The 22,276-nt window shown below is 64.3% G+C and carries 26 protein-coding genes, 1 other RNA gene and 2 pseudogenes; 21 read left to right on the top strand and 8 right to left on the bottom strand.

Going from position 1 to position 22,276, the window contains the following annotated elements; genetic code table 11:
* Positions 1-58 precede the first annotated feature (58 nt).
* From XBLMG947_RS13715 to XBLMG947_RS13735, 5 genes and pseudogenes are all read left to right on the top strand, one after another.
* Positions 59-829, top strand: a complete 771-nt coding sequence (locus XBLMG947_RS13715; protein ID WP_065469229.1) for an enoyl-CoA hydratase/isomerase family protein — start codon at positions 59-61, stop codon at positions 827-829.
* 72 nt (positions 830-901) lie between these two features.
* Complete coding sequence (gene tesB / locus XBLMG947_RS13720) at positions 902-1,807, top strand: acyl-CoA thioesterase II (RefSeq protein WP_065469230.1); 906 nt, start codon at positions 902-904, stop codon at positions 1,805-1,807.
* A gap of 230 nt (positions 1,808-2,037) precedes the next feature.
* Positions 2,038-2,550 (top strand): putative signal transducing protein, encoded by a 513-nt coding sequence (locus tag XBLMG947_RS13725; RefSeq protein ID WP_065469231.1) that lies wholly within the window; start codon positions 2,038-2,040, stop codon positions 2,548-2,550.
* A 113-nt stretch (positions 2,551-2,663) separates the two neighbouring features.
* A pseudogene (locus tag XBLMG947_RS13730) lies at positions 2,664-3,850 on the top strand (RNA polymerase sigma factor).
* Positions 3,851-4,148: 298 nt separating this feature from the next.
* The gene (locus XBLMG947_RS13735; protein WP_181093251.1) at positions 4,149-4,634 is read left to right on the top strand and encodes a hypothetical protein; all 486 of its coding nucleotides are present in this window, start codon (positions 4,149-4,151) and stop codon (positions 4,632-4,634) included.
* A gap of 165 nt (positions 4,635-4,799) precedes the next feature.
* On the opposite strand, the pseudogene XBLMG947_RS13740 reads toward XBLMG947_RS13735, so the two are convergent.
* Positions 4,800-5,381: pseudogene (locus tag XBLMG947_RS13740) on the bottom strand (EF-hand domain-containing protein).
* A 40-nt stretch (positions 5,382-5,421) separates the two neighbouring features.
* Between XBLMG947_RS13740 and XBLMG947_RS13745 the strand changes: the two are divergent.
* Together XBLMG947_RS13745 and XBLMG947_RS13750 are read left to right on the top strand one after the other, a co-directional pair.
* Positions 5,422-6,336: an arginyltransferase gene (locus tag XBLMG947_RS13745; RefSeq protein ID WP_065469232.1), complete on the top strand. Its 915-nt coding sequence runs from the start codon at positions 5,422-5,424 to the stop codon at positions 6,334-6,336.
* Positions 6,290-7,624, top strand: coding sequence for an endonuclease/exonuclease/phosphatase family protein (locus XBLMG947_RS13750; protein WP_065469233.1), 1,335 nt, complete (start codon positions 6,290-6,292; stop codon positions 7,622-7,624). Before XBLMG947_RS13745 ends, XBLMG947_RS13750 begins: the two co-directional genes overlap by 47 nt.
* Positions 7,625-7,853: 229 nt before the next feature.
* On the opposite strand, the gene XBLMG947_RS13755 is transcribed toward XBLMG947_RS13750, so the two are convergent.
* Positions 7,854-7,929: non-coding RNA, sX9 sRNA (locus XBLMG947_RS13755), on the bottom strand.
* Between the two features lie 97 nt (positions 7,930-8,026).
* Between XBLMG947_RS13755 and XBLMG947_RS21660 the strand changes: the two genes are divergently transcribed.
* The 3 genes from XBLMG947_RS21660 to XBLMG947_RS13760 all read left to right on the top strand — a co-directional run bounded on the left by XBLMG947_RS21660 (position 8,027) and on the right by XBLMG947_RS13760 (position 9,712).
* Positions 8,027-8,641 carry a hypothetical protein gene (locus XBLMG947_RS21660; protein ID WP_083993104.1) on the top strand — a complete coding sequence of 205 codons (615 nt, stop codon included), beginning with the start codon at positions 8,027-8,029 and terminating at the stop codon, positions 8,639-8,641.
* A gap of 85 nt (positions 8,642-8,726) precedes the next feature.
* A complete protein-coding gene (locus tag XBLMG947_RS22695; protein WP_139074400.1) occupies positions 8,727-8,927 on the top strand; it encodes a hypothetical protein in 201 nt (66 codons plus the stop codon).
* A 302-nt stretch (positions 8,928-9,229) separates the two neighbouring features.
* On the top strand, positions 9,230-9,712 hold the full coding sequence (locus XBLMG947_RS13760; protein ID WP_245228193.1) for an XVIPCD domain-containing protein: 483 nt from the start codon (positions 9,230-9,232) through the stop codon (positions 9,710-9,712).
* Between the two features lie 135 nt (positions 9,713-9,847).
* Here the strand turns inward: XBLMG947_RS13760 and purT are convergent, their stop codons facing one another.
* On the bottom strand, positions 9,848-11,050 hold the full coding sequence (gene purT, locus XBLMG947_RS13765) for a formate-dependent phosphoribosylglycinamide formyltransferase (RefSeq protein ID WP_065469235.1): 1,203 nt from the start codon (positions 11,048-11,050) through the stop codon (positions 9,848-9,850).
* A gap of 124 nt (positions 11,051-11,174) precedes the next feature.
* Here purT and XBLMG947_RS13770 point away from each other — a divergent pair, with 124 nt between their 5' ends.
* From XBLMG947_RS13770 to XBLMG947_RS13790, 7 genes are all read left to right on the top strand, one after another.
* Entirely contained in the window at positions 11,175-12,044 is an 870-nt protein-coding gene (locus XBLMG947_RS13770; protein WP_065469236.1) for an SPFH domain-containing protein, read from the top strand.
* Between the two features lie 9 nt (positions 12,045-12,053).
* Positions 12,054-12,338, top strand: coding sequence for a hypothetical protein (locus XBLMG947_RS13775; protein WP_065469237.1), 285 nt, complete (start codon positions 12,054-12,056; stop codon positions 12,336-12,338).
* Entirely contained in the window at positions 12,335-12,514 is a 180-nt protein-coding gene (locus tag XBLMG947_RS13780) for a type II toxin-antitoxin system antitoxin (RefSeq protein WP_065469238.1), read from the top strand. Before XBLMG947_RS13775 ends, XBLMG947_RS13780 begins: the two co-directional genes overlap by 4 nt.
* Positions 12,511-12,687, top strand: coding sequence for a DUF4177 domain-containing protein (locus XBLMG947_RS21665; RefSeq protein ID WP_083993105.1), 177 nt, complete (start codon positions 12,511-12,513; stop codon positions 12,685-12,687). The genes XBLMG947_RS13780 and XBLMG947_RS21665 overlap by 4 nt, the downstream gene beginning before the upstream one ends.
* 18 nt (positions 12,688-12,705) lie before the next feature.
* A complete protein-coding gene (locus XBLMG947_RS23675) occupies positions 12,706-13,413 on the top strand; it encodes an alpha/beta hydrolase (RefSeq protein WP_245228194.1) in 708 nt (235 codons plus the stop codon).
* Positions 13,413-13,964, top strand: a complete 552-nt coding sequence (locus XBLMG947_RS23680) for an alpha/beta hydrolase family protein (RefSeq protein WP_245228196.1) — start codon at positions 13,413-13,415, stop codon at positions 13,962-13,964. The genes XBLMG947_RS23675 and XBLMG947_RS23680 overlap by 1 nt, the downstream gene beginning before the upstream one ends.
* Positions 13,965-14,172: 208 nt before the next feature.
* On the top strand, positions 14,173-14,970 hold the full coding sequence (locus XBLMG947_RS13790; RefSeq protein ID WP_065469239.1) for a M15 family metallopeptidase: 798 nt from the start codon (positions 14,173-14,175) through the stop codon (positions 14,968-14,970).
* 35 nt (positions 14,971-15,005) lie between these two features.
* On the opposite strand, the gene XBLMG947_RS13795 is transcribed toward XBLMG947_RS13790, so the two are convergent.
* From XBLMG947_RS13795 to XBLMG947_RS13815, 5 genes are all read right to left on the bottom strand, one after another.
* Complete coding sequence (locus XBLMG947_RS13795) at positions 15,006-15,680, bottom strand: DNA-3-methyladenine glycosylase family protein (RefSeq protein WP_065469240.1); 675 nt, start codon at positions 15,678-15,680, stop codon at positions 15,006-15,008.
* Positions 15,681-15,682: 2 nt separating this feature from the next.
* Entirely contained in the window at positions 15,683-16,069 is a 387-nt protein-coding gene (locus XBLMG947_RS13800; protein ID WP_065469241.1) for a DUF423 domain-containing protein, read from the bottom strand.
* An 81-nt stretch (positions 16,070-16,150) separates the two neighbouring features.
* Positions 16,151-17,347, bottom strand: coding sequence for a polyketide cyclase (locus XBLMG947_RS13805; protein ID WP_065469242.1), 1,197 nt, complete (start codon positions 17,345-17,347; stop codon positions 16,151-16,153).
* Positions 17,348-17,694: 347 nt separating this feature from the next.
* Positions 17,695-18,336, bottom strand: a complete 642-nt coding sequence (locus XBLMG947_RS13810) for a response regulator (protein ID WP_010371538.1) — start codon at positions 18,334-18,336, stop codon at positions 17,695-17,697.
* Entirely contained in the window at positions 18,336-19,532 is a 1,197-nt protein-coding gene (locus XBLMG947_RS13815) for a sensor histidine kinase (RefSeq protein ID WP_065469243.1), read from the bottom strand. Before XBLMG947_RS13815 ends, XBLMG947_RS13810 begins: the two co-directional genes overlap by 1 nt.
* 229 nt (positions 19,533-19,761) lie before the next feature.
* Between XBLMG947_RS13815 and XBLMG947_RS13820 the strand changes: the two genes are divergently transcribed.
* From XBLMG947_RS13820 to minE, 4 genes are read left to right on the top strand one after another with little or no spacing between them, the layout of a single operon-like run.
* Positions 19,762-20,361, top strand: coding sequence for a GNAT family N-acetyltransferase (locus tag XBLMG947_RS13820; RefSeq protein WP_065469244.1), 600 nt, complete (start codon positions 19,762-19,764; stop codon positions 20,359-20,361).
* 3 nt (positions 20,362-20,364) lie between these two features.
* On the top strand, positions 20,365-21,105 hold the full coding sequence (gene minC, locus XBLMG947_RS13825) for a septum site-determining protein MinC (protein WP_065469245.1): 741 nt from the start codon (positions 20,365-20,367) through the stop codon (positions 21,103-21,105).
* Positions 21,106-21,141: 36 nt separating this feature from the next.
* Entirely contained in the window at positions 21,142-21,951 is an 810-nt protein-coding gene (gene minD / locus XBLMG947_RS13830) for a septum site-determining protein MinD (RefSeq protein ID WP_065469246.1), read from the top strand.
* A gap of 2 nt (positions 21,952-21,953) precedes the next feature.
* Positions 21,954-22,211 carry a cell division topological specificity factor MinE gene (gene minE, locus XBLMG947_RS13835; RefSeq protein WP_011036323.1) on the top strand — a complete coding sequence of 86 codons (258 nt, stop codon included), beginning with the start codon at positions 21,954-21,956 and terminating at the stop codon, positions 22,209-22,211.
* The last annotated feature ends 65 nt before the right edge of the window (positions 22,212-22,276 follow it).

Raw genomic sequence — 22,276 nt, forward strand, 5'->3', positions numbered from 1 at the left:
TACCTACCCTGCCTGCTTCGACTGCCGTCTATCATGACCCGACCTCCAGGAGCCCCGAATGAGCATCCAGATCTTAGACCATGGCCGTCTTCGCGAAATCCGTCTGGCGCGTCCGCCGGTCAATGCGCTGGACAGCGCGGTGTGCCAGGCGTTGAGCGCTGCGGTGCAGCAGGCGGCCGAGGAGGTCGATGGCATCGTGCTGTCGGGCAGCGAGCGGATTTTTTCCGGCGGCATGGATGTGCCGCATCTGCTGGCACACGGCAACAACCGCGCCGCGCTGCTGGCCAGCTGGACCGCGTTCTTCGACGCGGCGCAGGCGCTGGCCAACAGCTGCGTCCCGGTGGTGGCAGCCATCGGTGGGCATGCGCCGGCCGGCGGCTGCGTGCTGGCGCTGTGCTGCGACTACCGGGTAATGGCGCGCAGTGCCGAGACCGCAAAACCCTATGCGATCGGCCTCAACGAAGTGCAGGTTGGCCTTGCCGCGCCAGAGGGCATCCAGCGTCTGTTGCGCCGCGTGGTTGGTGCGCACCGCGCAGAACGCCTGCTGATCTCCGGGCAACTCCTACCAGCCGAACAGGCGGCCAAGATCGGCCTGGTGGACGAGTTGGTCGATGGCGAGCTGGTCACCGCGCGCGCTGTGGCGTGGCTGCAGGAACTGCAGCAGCTGCCGCGCCAACCGATGCTGACCACACGTGCGATCGCGCGCGCGGACCTGCGCGCGGCATTGGCGCCCGAGTTGATCCAGCTGGAGCGCTTCATCGATGGCTGGTACGCACCCGATGCGCAAAGCGCGCTGCACGCCTTGGTCGCGCGCCTGCAGAAGGCCTGAGCACGCCATCGGGACGGTGACCCGCGGGCCGCCCGGTATAATCGCGGTCCGTCGCACGTCCAGGTCAGCCCCTTGTCCGCCACCGCCGAACCCGTTGTCTCCGAACTGATCAGCCTGCTGTCGCTGGAGCGTCTGGAGGACAACCTGTTTCGCGGCCAGAGCCGCGACATCGGCACCAAGTACGTGTTCGGCGGCCAGGTATTGGGCCAGGCGCTGTCGGCAGCACAGGCCACGGTCGAAAACGGCCGCCAGGCGCATTCGCTGCACGCGTATTTCCTGCGTGCCGGCAATATCGACCACCCGATCGTCTACGACGTCGACCGCACCCGCGATGGCGGCAGCTTCTCGGTGCGCCGGGTTACGGCGATCCAGCACGGCAAGGTGATCTTTTTCTGCGCGGCCTCGTTTCAGGAGCACGAAGACGGCGCCGAGCATCAGTCGGCGATGCCGGTCGTGCCACCACCGGAAGACATCGAACCTACCCAGCCACTGGCACAGCAGGTGCTTGAGAAGCTGCCGGCCAAGGTGCAGCGCTGGCTGTCGCGCGGCGGCCCATTCGAGTTTCGCCATGTGTTCCCACGCGACGAACTCAAACCGCCCAAGCGCCCTCCGTTCCAGCAGATGTGGCTGCGCTTGAATGACCCGATCGGCGACGATGTAGCACTGCATCAGGTATTGCTGGCCTATGCATCGGATTTTCAGTTGCTGGGCACATCCACGTTTCCGCATGGCATCAGCTATTACACGCCGAACGTGCAGATGGCCTCGCTCGACCATGCGCTGTGGTTCCATCGCCCGTTCCGCACCGACGACTGGCTGCTGTACTCGCTGGACAGCCCCACCGCGCAGGGCTCGCGTGGCCTGGCGCGCGGGCAGTTCTTCACCCGCGACGGCGTACTGGTCGCCAGCACCACCCAGGAAGGCTTGATCCGTGTCGTACCCGACGGCAGTGCGATTGCCGTGCCTGCCAACGAGTAGGCCTCGACGCGCCACAGCGCCGCACGCTGGTTGATTGCCGGTTCGCACACGCTGGCGGTGTTGAAGGCAGCTGAGCAGCTCTCCCACGCGCGCCGTAAAAGCCCCAAGCTGGCATGCTTGTCCGCCTTGCGTACACGGCCACCTGACCGCCCACCCGCATCAACGATGTGTCATCTTGAACCGGCGTCTCAATGGCGCCATCTGTTCCGGACCCAACGGCGTTTTCCACCATGCGCAAGATCTTCAGCAGTCAACGTATCGAAACCGCCGAAGGCGTGGCCACTCTTTTGCGCGATGCGGGCATCGAAATCCGCCTCAGCAATGGCCGCTCCTATCAGAGCAAGCGCGGCGGCCAGTTCAGCTATCTGGAACAGAGCAATGCCCAGGCGCAGCCCACCGTGTGGATCGTGCATGCCAACGACCAGCCGCGTGCGCGCGAACTGCTGCGTGACGCCCGCCTGCTGGACACCACCCGCCGCGATTTGCCGAATGTCGAATACACCTTCCGCGAAGGCGAGAACGGTTCCAGTGCCAGCGCGCGTAGCTGGGCCTGGCGTATCCGCCTGGTGTTGCTGCTGGTGATCGGTGCCGTGGCCATGGTGGTGGTGGTGCGCCATCGCAGCGCGCCGGCACCGCTGGCACCAACGGCACAACCGGCATCGCAACAGGCGCCGGCGCCAGAGGCGGCACAGCCGGCCGCAGAAGACGAAGAAATGCGCGTGCGGATCCAGCCGGCGCGCTGAGCGCGCCGCCCCACCCGCGACCAGCCGGCGGCGCGGCAGGTGCCCTCATCGTCAACGCGGTCACATCCACTGCCAACATGCGTCATGCTGGCGACAGGACATGGATTGCGCCGATGAACGCCGACACGCTGGATCTGATGTTGCAACGCGAACTGCCCAATGCAGCAGCTGGCTGCCAGCAGGCTTACGGGCGCATCGTCCGCGCCCGCCAGAACACGGTGACCGCCATCGCGCTGGCGATCACCCGCGATATCGCAGCGAGCGAAGACATCGCCCAGGAAGCCTTCCTGCGTGCCTGGCAGCGGCTGGCGCAACTGCATCAGCCGGCCAGTTTCCTGCCCTGGCTTCGGCAGATCACCCGCAACCTGGCGCGCGACTGGCTACGCGCCAACCGCCATCGTGCGCTCAGCGGCGAGGCGGCCGACCTTGCGATCGCGATGGCAGCCGACCCGGCGCCCTCGCCCGCCGACCAACTGCTGCAGGTGGAAGAAGAGATCGCCGCGCTCGACATCATTTCTGCACTGCCGGAAGAAAGCCGCGAAACGCTGCTGCTGTACTACCGCGAAGGCCAGAGCTCGCAGCAGGTTGCGTCGCTGCTCGGCCTCAACGACGCGGCGGTGCGTAAGCGCCTGTCACGCGCTCGCGCCAGCGTGCGCAGCGAACTGCTGCGCCGCTTCGGCGACTTCGCACGCGGCAGCGCGCCCAGCGTGGCCTTCGCCACCGCAGTGACCTCGGCCACCCTGCTCGGCGCACCGGGAACGGCAAGTGCGGCCATTGTGCTCACGGGCATGAGTGGCGCGGGCAAATTGGGCGTGAGCGGATTGACCGGCTCAGCGGGGGTGGGGCTGCTGGGGCACTCAGTCTCTGGCTTGGCATGCCGGCGCTGCATGCCGCTGGCGCCGTGCTGATTGCCGGATTCTGTACGTATGGGTCGTGCTGGTATCTGCTGCGCTTTGCGCAGAACGCCAGCGAGGCAGCGGCGATTCGGCGTTTCATTCACATCACCACGCTGACCTCGGTCCTGGTGTGCGGCAGCATGCTGCTACTGAAACATCTGGAGGCGGGCGCGTGGGCATCGCTGCTGACGCTGTGTGCAGGCATGGCGGTGCTCAACTATCAGTCCCTCCGCTTATTGCCACGCGTCATGCGCTCCATGCTGGAACGCGATGCGCGCAGACGTGGCGCCACACGGGCACCGCTGCTGTACCGCTGCATGTTCAGTCCGGGCGGGATGCTGGTGAGCACGGCGGCCGTCATTCTGCCCATCGTGCAGCACTACATGCAGCGTGGGATGCTCTGAGGCCGGGCTGACGTTACCGCCGTACCGACAGTTGCAAACTCTCTCGAGACGATGACATGCGGGTGCGGGTCCCATCCGCGCTGACGGCAGCATCTGCTATGCGTTACGCAGGACTGGTGCATGGTCGTCGACTGCGCGCACTGGAGCATGTTCGGCGTGGCCTGCATGCGGAGGTGTGCCCCGTGGGCAGCAACGTCGCAGATCCGAAGTGATGCGCTCGTATCCGACTGCAGCAGCCATCGGGTAGCGCCCGCGCTGTTATAAGCACGGATGATTCAATCAAACCCGGAGTAACGAAGTGAAGGCAAGCCTCTTCACCAGTCTGCTGATGATGGCCAGCATGAGTGCGCATGCGGACGGACTGACCTCGTCGCCCGACGGCAAGACGCTGTCGGTAAGTTTCGGAGCACCGACCTTCAAGCAGGTGCTTCACTACCGCAAGCTGTACGACAAAAAACCGTTCCCCGATGCGGAAATCTATTATTTCAGCAACGGCATGTACAAGATCATTACCCAAGGGGAAAACCATTACGGCGTCTATGTTCTCCAGGGAGCTTTCGACGACCAGACCTACACGATCCGGTTCATCTCACTGCCCTCGGAAGACTGGGGCAACAAGACTGCGTTCCATCAGCTGACCTTCGTGCGCGGCGACAAGCAGAATGTCTTTATCCAGAACGCCATCGTCGACACCGGCGAAGCGATCGCACAGCAGAACGGCACCTACACACTGGAGAAGAACACCATCTCCAATCCGATCCCCACGTCATGGAAGCACGATTGAGCGTTGCGCTTGCGGCCAGCGTCTGGCGCAAACGCAAGCGCCCTCCCGCCAGGCGGGAGGGCGCGGTGAATCGCCGCCTTGTTACGGATTGCAAACAGCTGGCTGAACTAGCCGGTCCCGAGCGGCGCTAGGCGATGAACCGCGAACGCCGCAGTCGGCGATGCCTCAGCGGTTGGTAGCAGGTGCTGTCGCGGGCGCCGGCTTGCCATGGTTGCCGTGCCCCTTCATTCCACCCGCCCCGTGCCCGCCGCGCTACTGGGACGCAGCATCGAATTCGGCCTTGCTCAGCTTGCCGTCCTTGTCGGTATCGGCCTTGGCGAACCATGCATCGCGATGCTGCTGCATGCGCAGCGCACGGTCGGCACCGTCGACGAAGCCGTCCTTGTTGACATCCATCTGGTCGAAGCGCGCGGCGAATTTCGGGTCGGCCTTGGCTTCTTCGCGGTTGATACGGCCGTCCTTGTTGGTATCGAGCCTGGCCATCCATTCGCCACGTCCGCCGCCACGATGATGCGGGCGCTCGTCGCGCGACAGTTTGCCGTCCTTGTTGGTGTCCAGCGTATCGAACTGCGTGGCCAATGTCGGATCGGCAGCCGCTTCGCTGCGGTCGATCATGCCATCGCCGTTCTTGTCGAGCTTGGCAGGGCGCGGCGCATCGCCGGCAGCCGGCACGGTGGCGGCGAATGCGGCGCCGGTGGACAGCGCGGCCAGCACGGCCAGGGCGAGGAAGGGTTTGCGTGACGTCATGAGACACTCCTGAGAGATAAGAACCACACGCGGCACCTGCATGGGCCGCATCGCGTGGGTGGTGCGTGCGGATCGTCCGTGCGCTGCCACCAACACCCACATCAACGGGCCATCGATGCCCGCGTTGACGTCCAGGCCGGGCGTATTCATCCGGCGGACAGTCGCCGCTGATGCGACGCTCAGGCGCTATCCTTCGGCGATGGCCATCCATGCCGACACCCACGACGACCTGCGCCTGTTCCAGACCGGCGAGCATGCCTGTGGTTACTGGTCCGACCGGCAGGCGCGCGATCTGGTGCTGGATCCGCACGACCCGCGTCTGGGTGCGATTTATCCGCAGGCCCTGGCATGGGGCTTCCGTCGCTCCGGCGATCTGGTCTACCGACCGCACTGCGAACGGTGCCGCGCCTGTGTACCGGTACGCATCGCAGTGGATGCGTTTCATCCCGACCGCAGCCAACGCCGTTGCCTGGCGCGCAACCAGGATCTGGTCGTCCGCGTGGTGGCCGCCGAGCGCACCGACGAACAACTGGCGCTCTATCGCCAGTACCTCAAGCACCGGCATCCCGGCGGCGGCATGGACGAGCATGGCGCCACCGAATTCGACCAGTTCCTGATCGGCGGCTGGTCGCACGGGCGCTTCCTGGAGATCCGCGAACCGCCCGTCGCGCACCTGCCCGGCCGGCTGCTGGCCGTCGCAGTGACCGATGTCGTCGAGCATGCGCTGTCGGCGGTGTACACGTTCTACGCGCCGGAGGCGGCAGCGCGCAGCCTGGGCACGTTCGCGATCCTGCAGCAGATCCAGTGGGCGCAGCGCGAGCGACGCGCGCATGTGTATCTGGGGTACTGGATCGATGGCCACACGAAGATGAACTACAAGCGCCGCTTCAATGCACTGGAAGCCTACGATGGCCGCCAATGGTGCAGCTTGCCCGCCCACACATCGGGCGACTGAGCCGCCGCCGGATTGCGACATCGGCGTGTCGCATCCCGCGTGCGAGAATCCCGCGATGATGAAACCTCTACTGCTGCTCACGCTGACCGCCTTGTGCGCGGCCTGCACTCATCGCACGCCGTCACCCATGACGCACTCCGATGCCCTTGCCGCCAGGCCCGCAGCGGCAACGCTGCGCATCGCCACCTACAACACCTCGCTGTATTCGGACGAGGCCGGCGGCCTGATCCGCGAGCTGCAAGGCGACAGCGCGCATGCACGCAAGATCGCTGCGGTGCTGCAGCGCGTGCGCCCGGATCTGGTGCTGCTCAACGAGTTCGATTTCGACCCGGAACACCGTGCTGCCGATCTGTTCCAGCAACGCTATCTGCAGGTTGCCCAGCCCGGTGGCGGCGAGGCGTTGCGTTATCCGTACCGCTATCTGGCACCGGTCAATACCGGTGTGCCAAGCGGCCTGGATCTGGACAACAACGGCAGCGCCGGCGGCGAAGGGCGCGCGCGTGGCAACGATGCCTGGGGCTACGGGTTGCACCCCGGCCAGTACGGCATGCTGGTGTTGTCGCGCTACCCGATCGACGAGCAGGCGGCGCGTAGCTTCCAGTTGTTGAAGTGGAGCGCGCTGCCCGGTGCAGTGCGGCCGATCGACCCGACCAGCAAAATGCCGTTCTACCGCGATGCCATCTGGGCACAGCTGCGGCTGTCGTCCAAATCGCATTGGGATGTACCGGTACGCACGCCGCTGGGTGTCGTGCATGCGCTGGTGTCGCACCCCACCCCGCCGGTGTTCGACGGTGCCGAGAAACGCAACGCCGCGCGCAACCACGACGAACTGCAGCTGTGGCGCGCCTATCTGGATAACGCACCCCAAAGCCAACGCTGGCTCTGCGACGACAAGGGCGGCTGCGGCGGCCTGGCTGCCGACGCGCGCTTTGTCATCCTGGGCGATCTGAACAACGACCCGATCGATGGCGCCGGCCGCCATGAGGCGATCCGCGCCTTGATCCACCACCCGCGCGTGCTGCAGTACCCCACACCACGCAGCGATGGCGGCCCGGAGAAAACCGCCGAATACGCCGCGCGGGGCATCGCCCACAGCGGCGACCCACATCAGGTCACCGGCGACTTCGGCCCGCAAGCCGGCACCATGCGCCTGGACTACGTGCTGCCATCGCGCCAGTTCACCCTGATCGACAGCGGCATTTTCTGGCCGGCCAGCAGCGCGCCGGACGCGGCGATTGCCGATGGAAGCGACCATCACGCGGTGTGGGTGGATGTGGCTGGCAACTGAGCAATCGTCCCGATGCCCCGAGATAACATGCTCGGGGCTTGGCGTCGACGGTTGCATATAAGACCAAGGCTATACGCAAGAAAGGGAAGACTTAACCAACACCCGGGTCCTAACGCCGTGTCAAAGGACCAGATGACTTCCGGAAATACCCGAGGCGGTGATTGACAAGGTTCCCGAAGGCGGACCCATTAAATTTGGGTGATCCGGATTCAGTCGACAGGCTTAGAGCGGCTAACAGAACGTAGCGAGCGGTGGTCAGGTGGGTGCGGACGGCGCGGAGGAACCGGAGTGTACGAGTGGTACATGCCGATTCCGAGCACCGGCCGCGCCCGCCTGGCGGCCGTGCAGTAGTTTTGTTAGCTGCTCTTACACTTCCTCGCGGACAGGTAGCAAGGAAGTTGAATGAGACTGTATTTCCACCATGCGCGTTGTTTCTTGGGCACCTTTTTTCTGACCTTCGCGCTCGCCTGCCTCGCGAGCGCGTGCAGTGCAAGCAAGCCACCGTCTTCTGAAAAAGAAAACCTTCTGCTCAGCCGGCTATTTCCGGTGGATGCGACCGACGCCCATATACGCTTCGAATTTGAAGCGACACCGAAGAATGTGAATCTCACTCGATCCTATATCGTCGGATTAAATCTGAGTCGTAAAGGACCCGTCGACCCAGTCACAACACTAAACAACAGCGACTCACCGGTAAGATATGCACTTAAAGTGAACGCCTGCAAATGGGAGGCAGGGAGTTGCAATAAAATATTTACAGAGGACAACTTCCAAGCCTGGCTGAGAAAAGAGCCTAGCAAGCTAAAATTTTTTGGCTGGCGCGCAGGAAACGACGATATCAAATATATCGACTCCGGGGCACATGATTCCGATTCGAGCAACTGGATCGTCTGCAACCTCCACTTGAAGAGCTATGGCCGCTACAGTGTCGATATTTCATCAGCAGCAGGCAATCCAACACTGAATATTCCTGATGCAGAAATCACAATCCAAAAAAGGTTAATACCCTCTAAATAATATAAACCTGACGGGGAATTCTTTATGGAGAAGCAGCACTAGACAGTAACGGTCGTCATAGCAGCTCCCGGCACACCCTTATACGATGAAGGTCAGCAGCAAAAAAGATGGCGTACATGTCATGCCCGGTCCCGGCCACATGTTTTTCGTGACTAGCGATGGTAAGCAAGCAACAAGCTGTGGATTTGCCCCGATCACTCACGAACAGATCAATGGTCCCGGCAGAATCTACAATTCTGATGCGGATGAGTATCACAAACCTGCCTATTCCAGAACGATGGAATAAGCAAAGAAAAATACGATAAGCTACAACAGCTAGGCCGAGAACCGGAAAAACTAGGCTTTGACAAGGAATACAGAGACGTACACAACAATTGCGTCGGCTTCACTTGGGCTGCCCTCAATCATGCAGGGCTCCATCGGAACAAGAGCGTCGATGTGAACGGCTTGCCTGGCCCGGGAGTGGGACAACTGCTTCCAGACGTTCGTATCCCTTTATCGGTAGAAGGCTCGGGGAAAGATGCTTACCGCCGGCTACGCAATATCCACGGTGTAGAGAGCATCGAGGCACCATTTCCGCACAGTCCATTGAATAAAGAAATCCGGAACCCGCTTCCGGAGCACAGGTCGGTGCAGCAGCACATGCTCAGCGAAGAGCGGCACGCGCCATCATTGAAGGATCCCACACATCCAGGCTACCAACTATTTGCACAGGCACAGGGGCACGTACAGGCACTGGATCGCGAACACGGACGACAAACGGACGCGCGTAGCCACAATCTTGCGAGCTGCTTGGCGGTGCAATCCTGCAAGATGGGAATGAAACGGATCGATGAGGTTTGCCTCAGCAACGACGCGTCGCGCGCATTCGCGGTGCAGAACGATTCCAATTCTTCGGGATCGCACGACCAGTTGCGCGCCAACGTCGAGACGGTCGCCGCGCTCAACACACCGCTCGAGCAGAGCAGTCAGGCCTGGACACAGGCTGCGGCAGAACGCAGGCAAGCAAAGCAGCAACGAAATCTGCAACAGGAGCAGACGCAGGCACCAGCAGCTCGTGCCATGAGCTGACGGGGCAAAACGCGCCGGGAGTTCATTCCACTGTTGCCTAGCCAGCTAGCCGCTGCCTGAATTTCCAGAGCCGGCAACCAAAACATGCACGGTGCAGCGATCCTGCGGCTGCACCACTACACGTTGGCCGGGAGCTCAGGCGATCAGTTGAATCCGCAATGCTGCGGCCGCCACACGCGCCTTCTCGCGCGCGCTATCGAGACTGTCCGCACGCGCCAGGGTGACGCCGACACGGCGGTGGCCGTCCACGCGCGGTTTGCCGAACAGGCGCAGAGCGGTGTCCGGGTCGCGCAGCGCATCGGCCACGTTGTCGAACACCGGCACGCCATTGCCGTGCGCCAGCAACGCGCACGAAGCGGAGGGGCCGCTCTGACGGATCATGCCGCCGTCTTCCGCGCCCACCGGTAGGCCAAGAATGGCACGGGCGTGCAGCGCGAATTCGCTCAGGTCCTGCGACACCAGCGTGACCAGACCGGTGTCGTGCGGGCGCGGCGAGACCTCGCTGAACCACACCTCGTCGCCCTTGACGAACAATTCCACGCCGAACAGGCCCCAGCCGCCGAGATCATCGGTGATGGCTTTGGCGATCTCCTGCGAGCGCCGCAATGCAGCGGCCGACATCGGCTGCGGCTGCCAGCTTTCGCGGTAGTCGCCGTCCTGCTGCCAATGGCCAATGGGGTCGCAGTACGAGGTGCCGCCGGCATGTCGCACGGTGAGCAAGGTAATTTCGTAATCGAAATCGATGAAGCCTTCGACGATGCAGCGGCCGGCACCGGCGCGCCCACCGGTCTGCGCGTATTCCCACGCCGCATCGCTATCGGCTTGGCGACGCAAGGTGCTCTGCCCTTTGCCCGATGACGACATCACCGGCTTGACCACGCATGGCAACCCCACTGCCGTAATCGCCTCGCGATATTCGGCGGCGGTGTCGACGAAGCGGTATGGCGAGGTCGGCAGGCCCAGCGTTTCCGCGGCCAGGCGGCGGATGCCTTCGCGGTCCATGGTCAGGCGCGCGGCGCGCGCGGTCGGGATGACTTTCTGCGCCTGCTCGCGTTCCAGCGCCACCAGGGTTTCGGTATGGATCGCTTCGATCTCCGGCACGATCAGGTGCGGCCGCTCACTGGCGATCAACGCGCGCAGCGCGGCGGGGTCGAGCATGTCCAGCACGTGCGCGCGATGCGCCACCTGCATCGCCGGCGCATTCGCGTAGCGGTCGGCTGCGATCACTTCCACGCCGAGACGCTGCAGCTCGATCGCCACTTCCTTGCCCAGTTCGCCCGAGCCCAGCAACAACACGCGGGTGGCAGAAGGCGACAACGGCGTGCCGAGAGTGGTCATGAGCGCGGTCCAACACGGGAGGGGCAGCCATTCTAACGGCTGTGAACGTCTACGCCGACGGCCAGCCATTGCTTATCTGATATCAGATTGATATCTTTTCACCACTTCACAAGGATGCACGTTCATGAAAGAGAAGCCGATCGGTTCGTTACCTGGCATTCCCGTCGTTCTCGTCGCAGGCGCCGGCCTTGTCGGTACCGCTTGGGTTGTATTGACGATGATGGCGGACAACAGCGTCACGCTGGGCGCGTTCATCGCCGCGGTACTGGTCGCGGCGGCATGCATTTTCATGCTGGCCGGGCTCTACACCCTGGAGCCCAACCAGGCCGCCGTGCTGAGCCTGTTCGGCAAGTACGTCGGCACCGTCAAGGACGCTGGCCTGCGCTGGAATGTGCCGTTCTACGCCAAGCGTCGCGTCAGCCAGCGCGTGCGCAACTTCGAAAGCGGACGACTCAAGGTCAACGAGTTGGATGGCAGCCCGATCGAGATCGCCGCGGTGATCGTGTGGCAGGTGCTGGATGCCTCCGAAGCGGTCTACAACGTCGACGACTACGAGAGCTTCGTGCATATCCAGTCCGAAGCAGCACTGCGTGCAATGGCCACCAGCTACCCGTACGACCAGCACGAAGACGGCCAGATCTCGCTGCGCAGCCACCCGTCCGAAATCAGCGAGCAGCTCAAGCGGCATCTGGACGAGCGCCTGACCCAGGCCGGCGTGGACGTGATAGAGGCGCGCATCAGCCACCTCGCCTACGCGCCGGAAATCGCCCAGGCCATGCTGCAACGTCAGCAGGCCAATGCGGTGATCGCCGCACGCTCGCGCATCGTCGCCGGTGCCGTGGAGATGGTCGAAATGGCGCTGTCCGAACTGCAAAAGAATGGCGTGGTGCAGTTGGACGAAGAGCGCAAGGCGCATATGGTCAGCAACCTGCTCACCGTGTTGTGTTCTGATCGCGGTACCCAACCGGTGGTCAACGCCGGCTCGTTGTATTGAGGCAAATCGATGAATGTGATGGCGCCCCTGGTGGTCGCGCTTTCCGGCTTGCCCGCGCTGGCCATCGCCGCGTCCATCGGCGCGGACGATGACGACCGCGCACGCGGTCTGGGCCTGCGCTGGGCGCTGATCAGCCTGGTGATCCTGGTCGGCGCCGCATGCCTGTACTGGGCCGGCGACAACCGTGCGGGCATCTATGCAGTGGTGATCGGCATGATCATCGGCGTCAACGTGCTGATCGTGTCGATGGTGATGCACCTGCGCCGGCATGGCAGCCGCAGAGACGGCGAATGAGCGAAAAAAAGGCCTACCCGCTGCGTATCAACGCCGATGTGTTGGCTGCCGTGCAACGCTGGGCCGACGACGAACTACGCAGCCTCAACGCACAGATCGAATACGTGCTGCGCGATGCGCTGCGCAAGGCTGGGCGGCTGCCGAAGCCGCATGACGATAAGGAGCAGGACGCATGAGCAAGCGCTGGGAATACCTCACCATCGAGGCCAAGACCAATCTGATGCTGGGCCTGAAGCTGGAGGACATGCAGGCCGAGCTGAGCAAGCAAGGCAAGCTGGGCTGGGAGCTGGTCAAAATCCTCACTCTGCCGGGCACCAAGCCGCTACTGATCTTCAAGCGGGAACTCTGATTCGCACTGGCCTGCGTGGTGGTGTCGGCCAGCGCGCTGGCCGCTTCGCCGCAGCAGGCGCTCACCTTATTGATGGACCGCCTGCAGGCCGGCGATATCGACGCTGCCGAAACCGCCTTCACTCCTGCGCTGGCTGCAACGCTGCCAAGCGCCAGGCTTGCCGATGCGTGGCATGCGCTGTCCAGACAGTTTGGCTCCCTGCAAGCGCGTGGGCCAGTCAACGAACGGCAGCAGAACGGGCTGACGCTGATCGAGCAGCGCCTGGAATTCGAGCATGGTGCGCTGCTGGCGCACGCTTCGATCGACCGCGACGGGAAGATCGCTGGTCTGCTGCTCACTCCCGCTGCGGCAGCACCGCCGCCACCACCCGCAGCCGATGCCGGCTTCGCGGAGCACGCACTGGCGGTGGGCCCGTTGCCGGGCACCCTGGCGCTACCGGCAGGCAAGGGGCCATTTCCGGCGGTGGTGTTGGTGCAAGGCTCCGGCCCCCAGGACCGCGACGAGACGATCGGGCCGAACCGGCCATTCCTGGATGTGGCCCGCGGCCTGGCCGCGCAGGGAATCGCGGTGCTGCGCTACGACAAGCGCACCTATGCGTTGCCCGAGAGCTTCGCTGGGCGCATGGATGATGGCTTCACCATGGACGACGAAACCACCAACGACGCAGTCGTCGCCATCGCCACACTGGCATGCGCGCCAGGCATCGATCCCAAGCGCATCTCGTGATGGGCCATAGCCAGGGCGGCATGCTCGCCGCCCGTATCGCGCGTCTCTCCGGCAAGGCGGCCGGGAGTATCCTGTGGGCGGCACCGGCACGTCCGCTACTGGATCTGCTGCTCGATCAGAACCGCTACCTGCTCAGCCTGGAGGGCGCCCCCTCGGCGCAGGGGCAGGCGCGCCTGGCCGAGATCGAACGGCGCATCGCCAAGGTGCGCGGCGATGGCGCAGTCGCCCGCAGCGATTCGCCGCTGGACATGCCGGCCGTCTATTGGCGCACGTTCGACGCCGTCGATCCGGTCGCCGACGTGCGCGCGCTGCACGTGCCCGTGCTGTGGCTGCAGGGCGAACGCGACTTCCAGGTCACCGCACCCGACTGGCAGCGCTGGCAGCAGGCATTGGGCGAGGACCCACGCGCGACCATGCATCGCTATGCGCAACTCAACCACCTCGGCATCGTCGGTAGCGGCGTCGCCGACCCGCGCGAGTATGGCCGCGCCGGACATGTCGCCACCGAGCTGATCGCCGACACCGCACAGTGGATTGACGCGCAGCGCTGATCGGCCGTAACAGCCTCCCCGCGCTTGTCATGCGGCATAGGCGCCGCAGACGTGGCCACGCTTCGAAGCCGCATTCACCGGCACACGAGCGCCGCTACCTTCACCCGGGCAGCGGCGGCCAGGTGTGGCGACCCGACGATACCAACGGCGCGCAGCGACGCAGACATGGCGTCTGGCCGCACGCCGCGCTTGGGCCTACCCTGTACGCATGCACCCCACTCCTGCCCATCTGCTCAATACCGAATGCATCGAACTGGTGCCGGCCGCGCTGTTGCGCGCGCGCAGCAACGCCGATGCGCGCCGACTCGCTCAGGCGACCTGGCTGCTGCGACGCAAGCGCGACGGCCGCTATCTCGCCACCGCGACCGCGCACCACGTGCAGCCCCTGGTGCCGCGCCTGATGCACGAACCCGGCATCCGCGCGGCGCTGGATCGTCTCCACGCACTGCCCGAACGCCGTTGCTGCGTCGATGCCCGGCCGCTTCCATTGAACGCATTGCACGAGCGCCTGGCCACACTCGGCCTGGATGCAGCGGACTATGCCCGCGCCACCACGCTGTCGATCCATGCCGAACCGGCAACGCTGCATGCCGCCGGGCACGATCGCTACCGACGTCCGTTGTGGCTCAGCGCAGGCGCCGCTCGCGCCTGGCGACAGATGCGCAGCGCCGCCGCCCACGACAATGTCTTGCTGGAGGCGATCTCCGGCTATCGCAGCCACGATTACCAGCTGGGCATTTTCGAACGCAAGTTCGCACGCGGACTGAGCCTGACGCAGATCCTGGCAGTGAACGCGGCGCCCGGCTTCAGCGAGCATCACAGCGGCGATGCGCTGGATATCGGCACGCCCGGCGAACCGCCGGCAGAAGAATCCTTCGAGGCGACTGCAGCGTTCGCCTGGTTGCACAGGCATGCCGGCCGGTTCGGCTTCGGCATGAGTTATCCACGCGACAACCCGTACGGCATCGTCTACGAGCCGTGGCATTGGCGCTGGTCGGCGCTGTAAGCCACGCCCACCACCGAAACCAGGTCGCGCAGCGGCTACTCTTGCGAGCGCGGCGTGGGCACCTTGGCGGCCACGCTGAAGTCGGCGATCTTCCATAGATAAAACGCGGCGTAGGTGCGGTACGGGCCCCAGCGCTCGCCGCGTGCGGCCAGTTCCTTGGGTGTGGGCATCCGCGCTTGCTTGTCCACGCGCTGCGCACCTTTACGCACGCCCAGGTCATCGATGGGCAGCAGATCGGGGCGACCCAGGCGGAACATCAGCATCATTTCCACCGTCCAGCGGCCGATGCCGCGTACCGGCACCAACGCCTCGACGATGGCGTCGTCCTCCATGAAAGCGAGTTTGCGCAGCGAGGGGATTTCACCCAGCGCTTCGCGCCGCGCCAGATCGCGCAGCGCCAGCGCCTTGTTGCCGGACACGCCGCAGGCACGCAATGCCGCGTCATCGACACGACCGAGCGTGTCGGCATGCAACCGGCTTGCGCCGATCGCCACCTCCACCCGCGCCACGATGGTAGACGCAGCCTTCCCGCTAAGCTGCTGGAACAGGATCGCGCGCGCCAGCGCATCCACCGGGTCGAACGGTTTGCGCCAGCCCGGCTGCGGGGGGATTGGGCCGATGCGCTTCATCCAGGCACCCAGCGCGCGATCGCGCCGGGACAACTGCGCGAATGCATCCTCCACATCGAATCCGCGGGCGTGGCGCGGCATGCTCAGCGCCTCAAGGCGCCGAGCGCCAGCACCACCCAACCCAGCATCAGGCCGACTCCACCGACCGGCGCCAGGCTGGTCGGCCAGTGCAGCAACGCGCCGCCGACCAGGCTACCGGCGAACAGCAAGGTGCCGAGCAAGAGCAGGTACAAACCCACCCGGCCAAGGACACGCGTTTCGGTCGCGCCCAGCACGGTGAGCACCGCGCCATGGCCGAATGCATACAGCGATGCCAGCTGCAGCCGCGACTGCACCAATGCATCGGCCACGCCGTGCGAGGCGTAGGCCGAGAGACCGACGGCAATCGCGGCCAACAGGCCGCCGCAGAACGCCAGAAGCGAGGGGTGTTTCTTACGACGATCGAGCAAAGACATGCAGGCAACTTCCATGGCAGCGCCGCAGCGCAAAAAAAAACGCGCCGCAGGACTGCGGCGCGTTTTCGTCTGGATCACGTCATCGTGGTGAGACGATTACTTGATGGCCCAGTAGACGTCGTACGTACCGTCCTGGGTGAACGACTTGTCCACACCGCCCTTCCAGGCTTCGTACGGACGTTCGGTCACATCCATGCCACTGGTGGCAGCCCATGCACGCAGCGAGTTACGCACTGCATCCAGACCGGCCATGTGACCTGCATAGGTCGCAAATGCCGAACGATGCGCCGGAACCCGCTGGTACTTCACCGGTGCTTCGGACGGGATGTTGAGCTTCAGCTCATCGCCCGTTGCAGCCACCGGCGTTGCATCGACCGGTGCCGCAACAGCGTCGTCCTTCTTCTTGGAATCGTCCTTCTTGGCGTCGGCCTTGGCAGTGTCTGCCTTGGCGTCGGTCTTCGGAGCGCCGCCAGCGCGCTTGCGCACCGGCTGCACCACGTCGAACGCATACTTGTCGGACGCGAAGTCGGTGGTCACGATGCGCACCGGACCAACAGCCTCAAGACCATTGGCGTCCATGACGCGCTTGATCCACTCCTGGTCGTCCTTGATCGACTTCTTGATCGTCTCGTTGTCACGATCGATGTTGCCCGCGGTGACGACCAACAGGTCCTCGGCCGGCACATCGACGATCTTGAGGTCGCTCAACACCGGCTTGCCGTCAAGCTCGGCGCGGTAGTCGAAGTTCGGCACGGTGGCCAATGCGGTCGCCAGACGCGACAGACCCAATTTCAGGTCGTCGCCCACGTGGCGGCTGACGTACAGGCCGGCGTAACGGCCGAACAGGTTCCAGCCGTACTTTACGCTGTAGTCCTGGGTGATCTTGACGTTCTTGTTGTTCTTGCCGGTCGGCACCAGGGTGAAATTGGTGACCTTGTCGTAGCCCTTGGTGGGATCTTCGATCGCGATCTCGACACGCTCGTTCTTGACGGTGTTCTTGATTTCCCAGCTGCCGTTGCCGATATAGCCCTCGGTGGAGCTGTACTCGACGCGTGCACCCTTGCCCTCTTCCGGGCCGGCCAGCTTCAGCTGGATCTTCGGGTCACGCAGCACGAGCGGGTTCCAATCCTTGAAACGACGGAAGCTGTTCACGGTGTCGTAAACAATCGTCATTCTGCGGTTGGTCTCAACACTCTCGGACATCTGCCGCTCCGAGGGCAACACCAAGCCCACCACGACAAACAAGCCAGCCACGATCCCCAAGGCGATCAGGAACTCGATAATACGGGTCATTCAGGAGGTCTCCGGGGCCGATCCCACGGCCGGGTTGAGTGAAGCGAAGCCGCCATCCTAGCAGGCTTCGAGAAAGATGTTCAGTTGTGCGACGGATAGCGCGGTCTTGCGGTGTCATTCACCGCGCAACGCGGCGCGTGGGGGATGCGCAATCCCAACCTGCACAAGGGTTTGGGCGATGGCGCGCCGCTATCATGCACATCGCACGCTGCGTGCGTGTGATGCTGTGGTTGCCGTGCGGCATCGCATGGCCCGTCGCGCGGTTCGAACAGCGTTGCGGGATCTGAATGCGATGCCCCCCTGCCGCGGGCGAGCACAGCGTCGAGGTCGGCGGCGCCGCGCCAACCTCACACCAACTGCAACTCGAACGCCTTCAGCACCGCGCGGGTGCGGTCGCGCACACCGAGCTTGGAAAGAATGTTGGAGACGTGGTTCTTGATGGTGCCTTCGGCCACGCCCAGGGAATTGGCGATTTCCTTGTTGGAAAAGCCGCTCGCCATCAGCCGCAGGATCTCGGTCTCGCGGTCGGTGAGCGGATCGGGCCGGTCCAGGCTGACGAACTCGTTACGCATGTGCTCCAGGCCCGAGAGCAGGCGCTGGGTTACCGCCGGCTGCACCAGCGAACCGCCATCGGCCACGGTGCGGATGGCCCCGACCAGCTGTTCCAGCGACACATCCTTGAGCAGGTAGCCCTTGGCACCGGCCTTGAGCCCGGCCAGCACCAGCTGGTCGTCGTCGAAGGTGGTCAGGATGATGGTCGGCGGCAGCGTGCCGTTGCGCGAGAGCATCTGCAGCGCTTCCAGGCCGGACATCACCGGCATGCGCATGTCCATCAGCACCACGTCCGGCTGGATCTGCGGAATCTGCTCCACCGCCTGCTTGCCGTCGGAGGCTTCGGCCACCACTTCGATGCCGTCGTCCAGCGCCAACAACGAGCGGATCCCCTGGCGCACCAGGGTTTGATCGTCGACCAGGCACACACGGATCATCACAACACTCCTTGAGTCACGGCTGCCGGCATCAGTACCGGCGCGCCTGGAACAGCGATGCGCAGGCCGAAGCCGTCACCCCGCCGGGTCTGAATCTCGAGCTGCCCACCATACTGGTTCAGCCGCTCGCGCATGCCGCGCAGCCCGTTGCCGGGTGCGACCGCATCGGCGCCGTGGCCGTCGTCGCGGGCGTCGATCAGCACCGTATCGGCATCGCGGCGCACCTGGATCCACAGGTTGCGCGCGCCGGCATGGCGCACCGCATTGGTGATGATTTCCTGGGTGCAGCGCAACAGCACGTGCGCCCGCTCCGGGTCGTCCAGGGTCAGCGGCTGGGCGATATCCAGGTGGATATCCAGCGACGGCACCTGGGTCACCAGCGGGCGCAGCGCCGCTTCCAGGTCGATGGCGCCGCTGTCGCGCAATTGGCTGACCGCTTCGCGCACATCGGTGAGCAACAACTTGGCCAGCGTATGTGCCTGGCGCACGTGTTCCTGGGCCTGGCCCTCGGTGATGTGGCCTGCCACTTCCAGGTTGAGACTGAGCGCGGTGAGGTGGTGGCCGAGCAGGTCGTGCAGCTCGCGCGCGATGCGGGTGCGCTCGTTGATGCGTGCGCTTTCGGCCAACAGCGCGCGGGTGGCGCGCAGCTCGGCGTTGAGCCGGCGCTGTTCTTCGCGCGCATCGGTCTGCTGGCGCGCGACCAGGCTGGTGACGAAGATGAACATCGAAAAGCCGCCGTACAACAGCGACTGCATCAGCGCCGCGAACAGGGTGAAGTCCGGGCGCAGGTAGTAGAACACCGGCAACACCGCCAGCTGGCTCAGCACCAGCCACAGCACGCCCACGCGTAGCGGCAGCAGCCACGGGATCACCCCCGCCGCCACCATCATCAGGATGCTGCCGAGCCCGGTTCCGCTCAGATAGCTCACCGCCAGCGCGCAGATGGTGAGCAGCAACAGGATCAGCCGGTCGTACCAGTGCGCGTGACCGCCGCTGTTCAACCCGCGGGTCAGCCAGAAGTAGCTGGCGCCGAAGCCGATGAAAAACGCCGACATCATCACCGCCTCGGCCACGCTACGGTGGTCGCCCTCTTCGGCGGGTGGCCAGTAGGTGTACACCAACGGCATGACGATCATCGCCCAGGTGAACAGGCCGGCGAAGCGCAGGACGCGCGTATGACTGAGGTATCCCAACATGTCCGCATCTTAGGCGTAAGCGAGCGCGCTGCCCTCTTGCCGGAAGTCATGCATGCCTGCCGGTGCATGCTTGCGTGCGTGGCGGATGTCGGGGCAGTCCAATGGCACGCCTCAAGGAGGCGATGCACGCCGGGCGGATCGTGCGCGCCGGGTCGCCGCTTCAGGCCACGCATGTAATAATCCGACGCAGATCCGATTTCGGGTCGACGCGTTACCCCACGGAGTCCCAATGTCGATCGTCATCCGCGACGTGCGCGAGCACGAGCTCGATTCCGTCCTGGCCCTGAACAACAATGCCGGACTGGCGATCCTGCCGCTGGATTCAACCAAGCTGCAACGTTTCTACGAGCAGGCCGAGTATTTCCGCGTCGCCGAGCGCGACGGCAACCTGGCCGGGTTTCTGGTCGGGTTCGGAAGCGGCAGTGCCCACGACAGCAGCAATTTCGCCTGGTTCCGGGACCGTCATCCGGAATTCTTCTACATCGACCGCATCGTGGTCGCCAGCCGCCGCCGCGGCGGTGGCGTCGGGCGGGCGTTCTATGCCGATGTGCAGAGCTATACCGAACTGCGTTACCCGCAGCTGGCCTGCGAGGTGTTCCTGGACCACGGCGCCGATGCCGCCTTGCTGTTCCATGGCAGCTTCGGCTTCCGCGAGGTCGGCCAGAACACCATGGCCGATGTGGAAGTGCGCGCCAGCATGCTGATGAAAGACATGTGCAGCTATCCGTGGGTCAAAGAGACCTACGGCGGCAAGTTGCCCGAAGACTTGCCATGGGTGGGCCGGCCGCGTCATGCCGCCGCCACCGCCAACCCATCGACGGAGAGTTGAGTCGTGGCAAGTGTGAATGTGGATTTTGAACAGGCCGGCGAACTCAAGATCGGCCAGGTGGGTATCGCCAACCTGCGCGTGCGCACGCTGGACGTGCCGCGGCTGGTGCAGGAAATGCGCGAGCGCGTGACCCGCGCGCCCAAGTTGTTCGGCCGTGCGGCGGTGATCCTGGATTTTGGCGGGCTGTCGCAGGTGCCGGACATGGCCACCGCCAAGGCGCTGCTGGATGGTTTGCGCGAGGCTGGCGTGCTGCCGGTCGCGCTGGCCTACGGCACCAGCGAAATCGACCTGCTGTCCCAGCAGTTGGGCGTGCCGCTACTGGCGAAATTTCGCGCCCAGTACGAGCCAGTCGCGGTCAGCCCGCCGCCACCGCCTTCTGCGCGCGCAGAACCGGCGCCGCCGGCCGTGCGCCCGGCGCCTGGCCGCATGCAACGCACGGCAGTGCGTTCGGGCCAGCAGCTGTACGCGGAGAACTGCGACCTGACTGTCCTCAGTACGGTCGGTGCCGGAGCGGAGGTCATCGCCGACGGCAGCATCCATATCTACGGTACCCTGCGTGGCCGCGCGTTGGCCGGCGCGCAGGGCAACCCTGACGCGCGCATCTTCTGCCGCGACTTCCACGCCGAACTGGTTGCCATCGCTGGCCACTACAAGGTGCTGGACGATGTTCCCATGGACCTGCGTGGCAAGGCCGTCCAGGTCTGGCTGGAGCAGGATCAGATCAAGATCGCTGCGCTTGATTGACGCGGCCCAACCACAGAAATAATTCGGAGAAATCCTTTGGCTGAAATCATCGTAGTCACCTCCGGCAAGGGCGGCGTCGGCAAAACCACCACCAGCGCAAGCCTGGCCTGCGGGCTGGCCAAGCGCGGCAAGAAAGTTGCGGTCATCGACTTCGACGTCGGCCTGCGCAACCTGGACCTGATCATGGGCTGCGAGCGGCGCGTGGTGTACGACTTCGTCAATGTCGTGCACGGCGAAGCCACGCTCAAGCAGTCGCTGATCAAGGACAAGCGCTTCGACAACCTGTACGTGCTGGCTGCCTCGCAGACACGCGACAAGGACGCGCTGACCCAGGAAGGCGTTGAGAAGGTGCTCAAGGACCTGGCCGCCGACGGCTTCGACTATATCGTCTGCGATTCGCCGGCCGGTATCGAAAAGGGCGCGTTCCTGTCGATGTATTTCGCCGACCGCGCGGTGGTGGTGGTCAATCCGGAAGTGTCTTCGGTGCGCGACTCGGACCGCATCATCGGCCTGCTCGATTCCAAGACCCGCAAGGCCGAGGAAGGCAAAACCGTGCCGGCGTTCCTGCTGCTGACCCGCTACAGCCCGGGCCGCGTGGAAGGCGGCGAGATGCTCAGCATCACCGACGTGGAAGAAGTGCTTGGGCTCAAGGCGATCGGCGTGATTCCCGAATCCGGCGACGTGCTCAATGCCTCCAACAAGGGCGAGCCGGTGATCCTGGATGGCGAGTCACCCGCCGGCCAGGCGTATGACGACGCAGTCGCCCGCATCATGGGCGAGGAGCGCCCGATGCGATTCACATCCGTGGAGAAGAAAGGCTTCTTCAGCAAGCTGTTCGGAGGGTAAGCATGGGCCTGCTCGATTTTCTCAAGAGCAAGAAGAACACCGCCGAGACGGCCAAGAACCGCTTGCAGATCATCATTGCGCAGGAGCGCAATCACCGCGGCGGACCGGATTACCTTCCGCTGATGCAACGCGAACTGCTGGAAGTGATCAAGAAGTACGTCAACATCGACGCCGATGCGGTGCGTGTGGATCTGGTCAAGGATGGCGAACACGACGTGCTCGACATCACCGTCGCCCTGCCGGAAGACGGCGACAAGTAAGCGTAACCAACGGCACCGCGTTCGCACGGTGCCGTTGTTGCATGTGACCCGACAGCGAGCCATTG

Source organism: Xanthomonas bromi (assembly GCF_900092025.1).
Taxonomy (GTDB): domain Bacteria; phylum Pseudomonadota; class Gammaproteobacteria; order Xanthomonadales; family Xanthomonadaceae; genus Xanthomonas; species Xanthomonas bromi.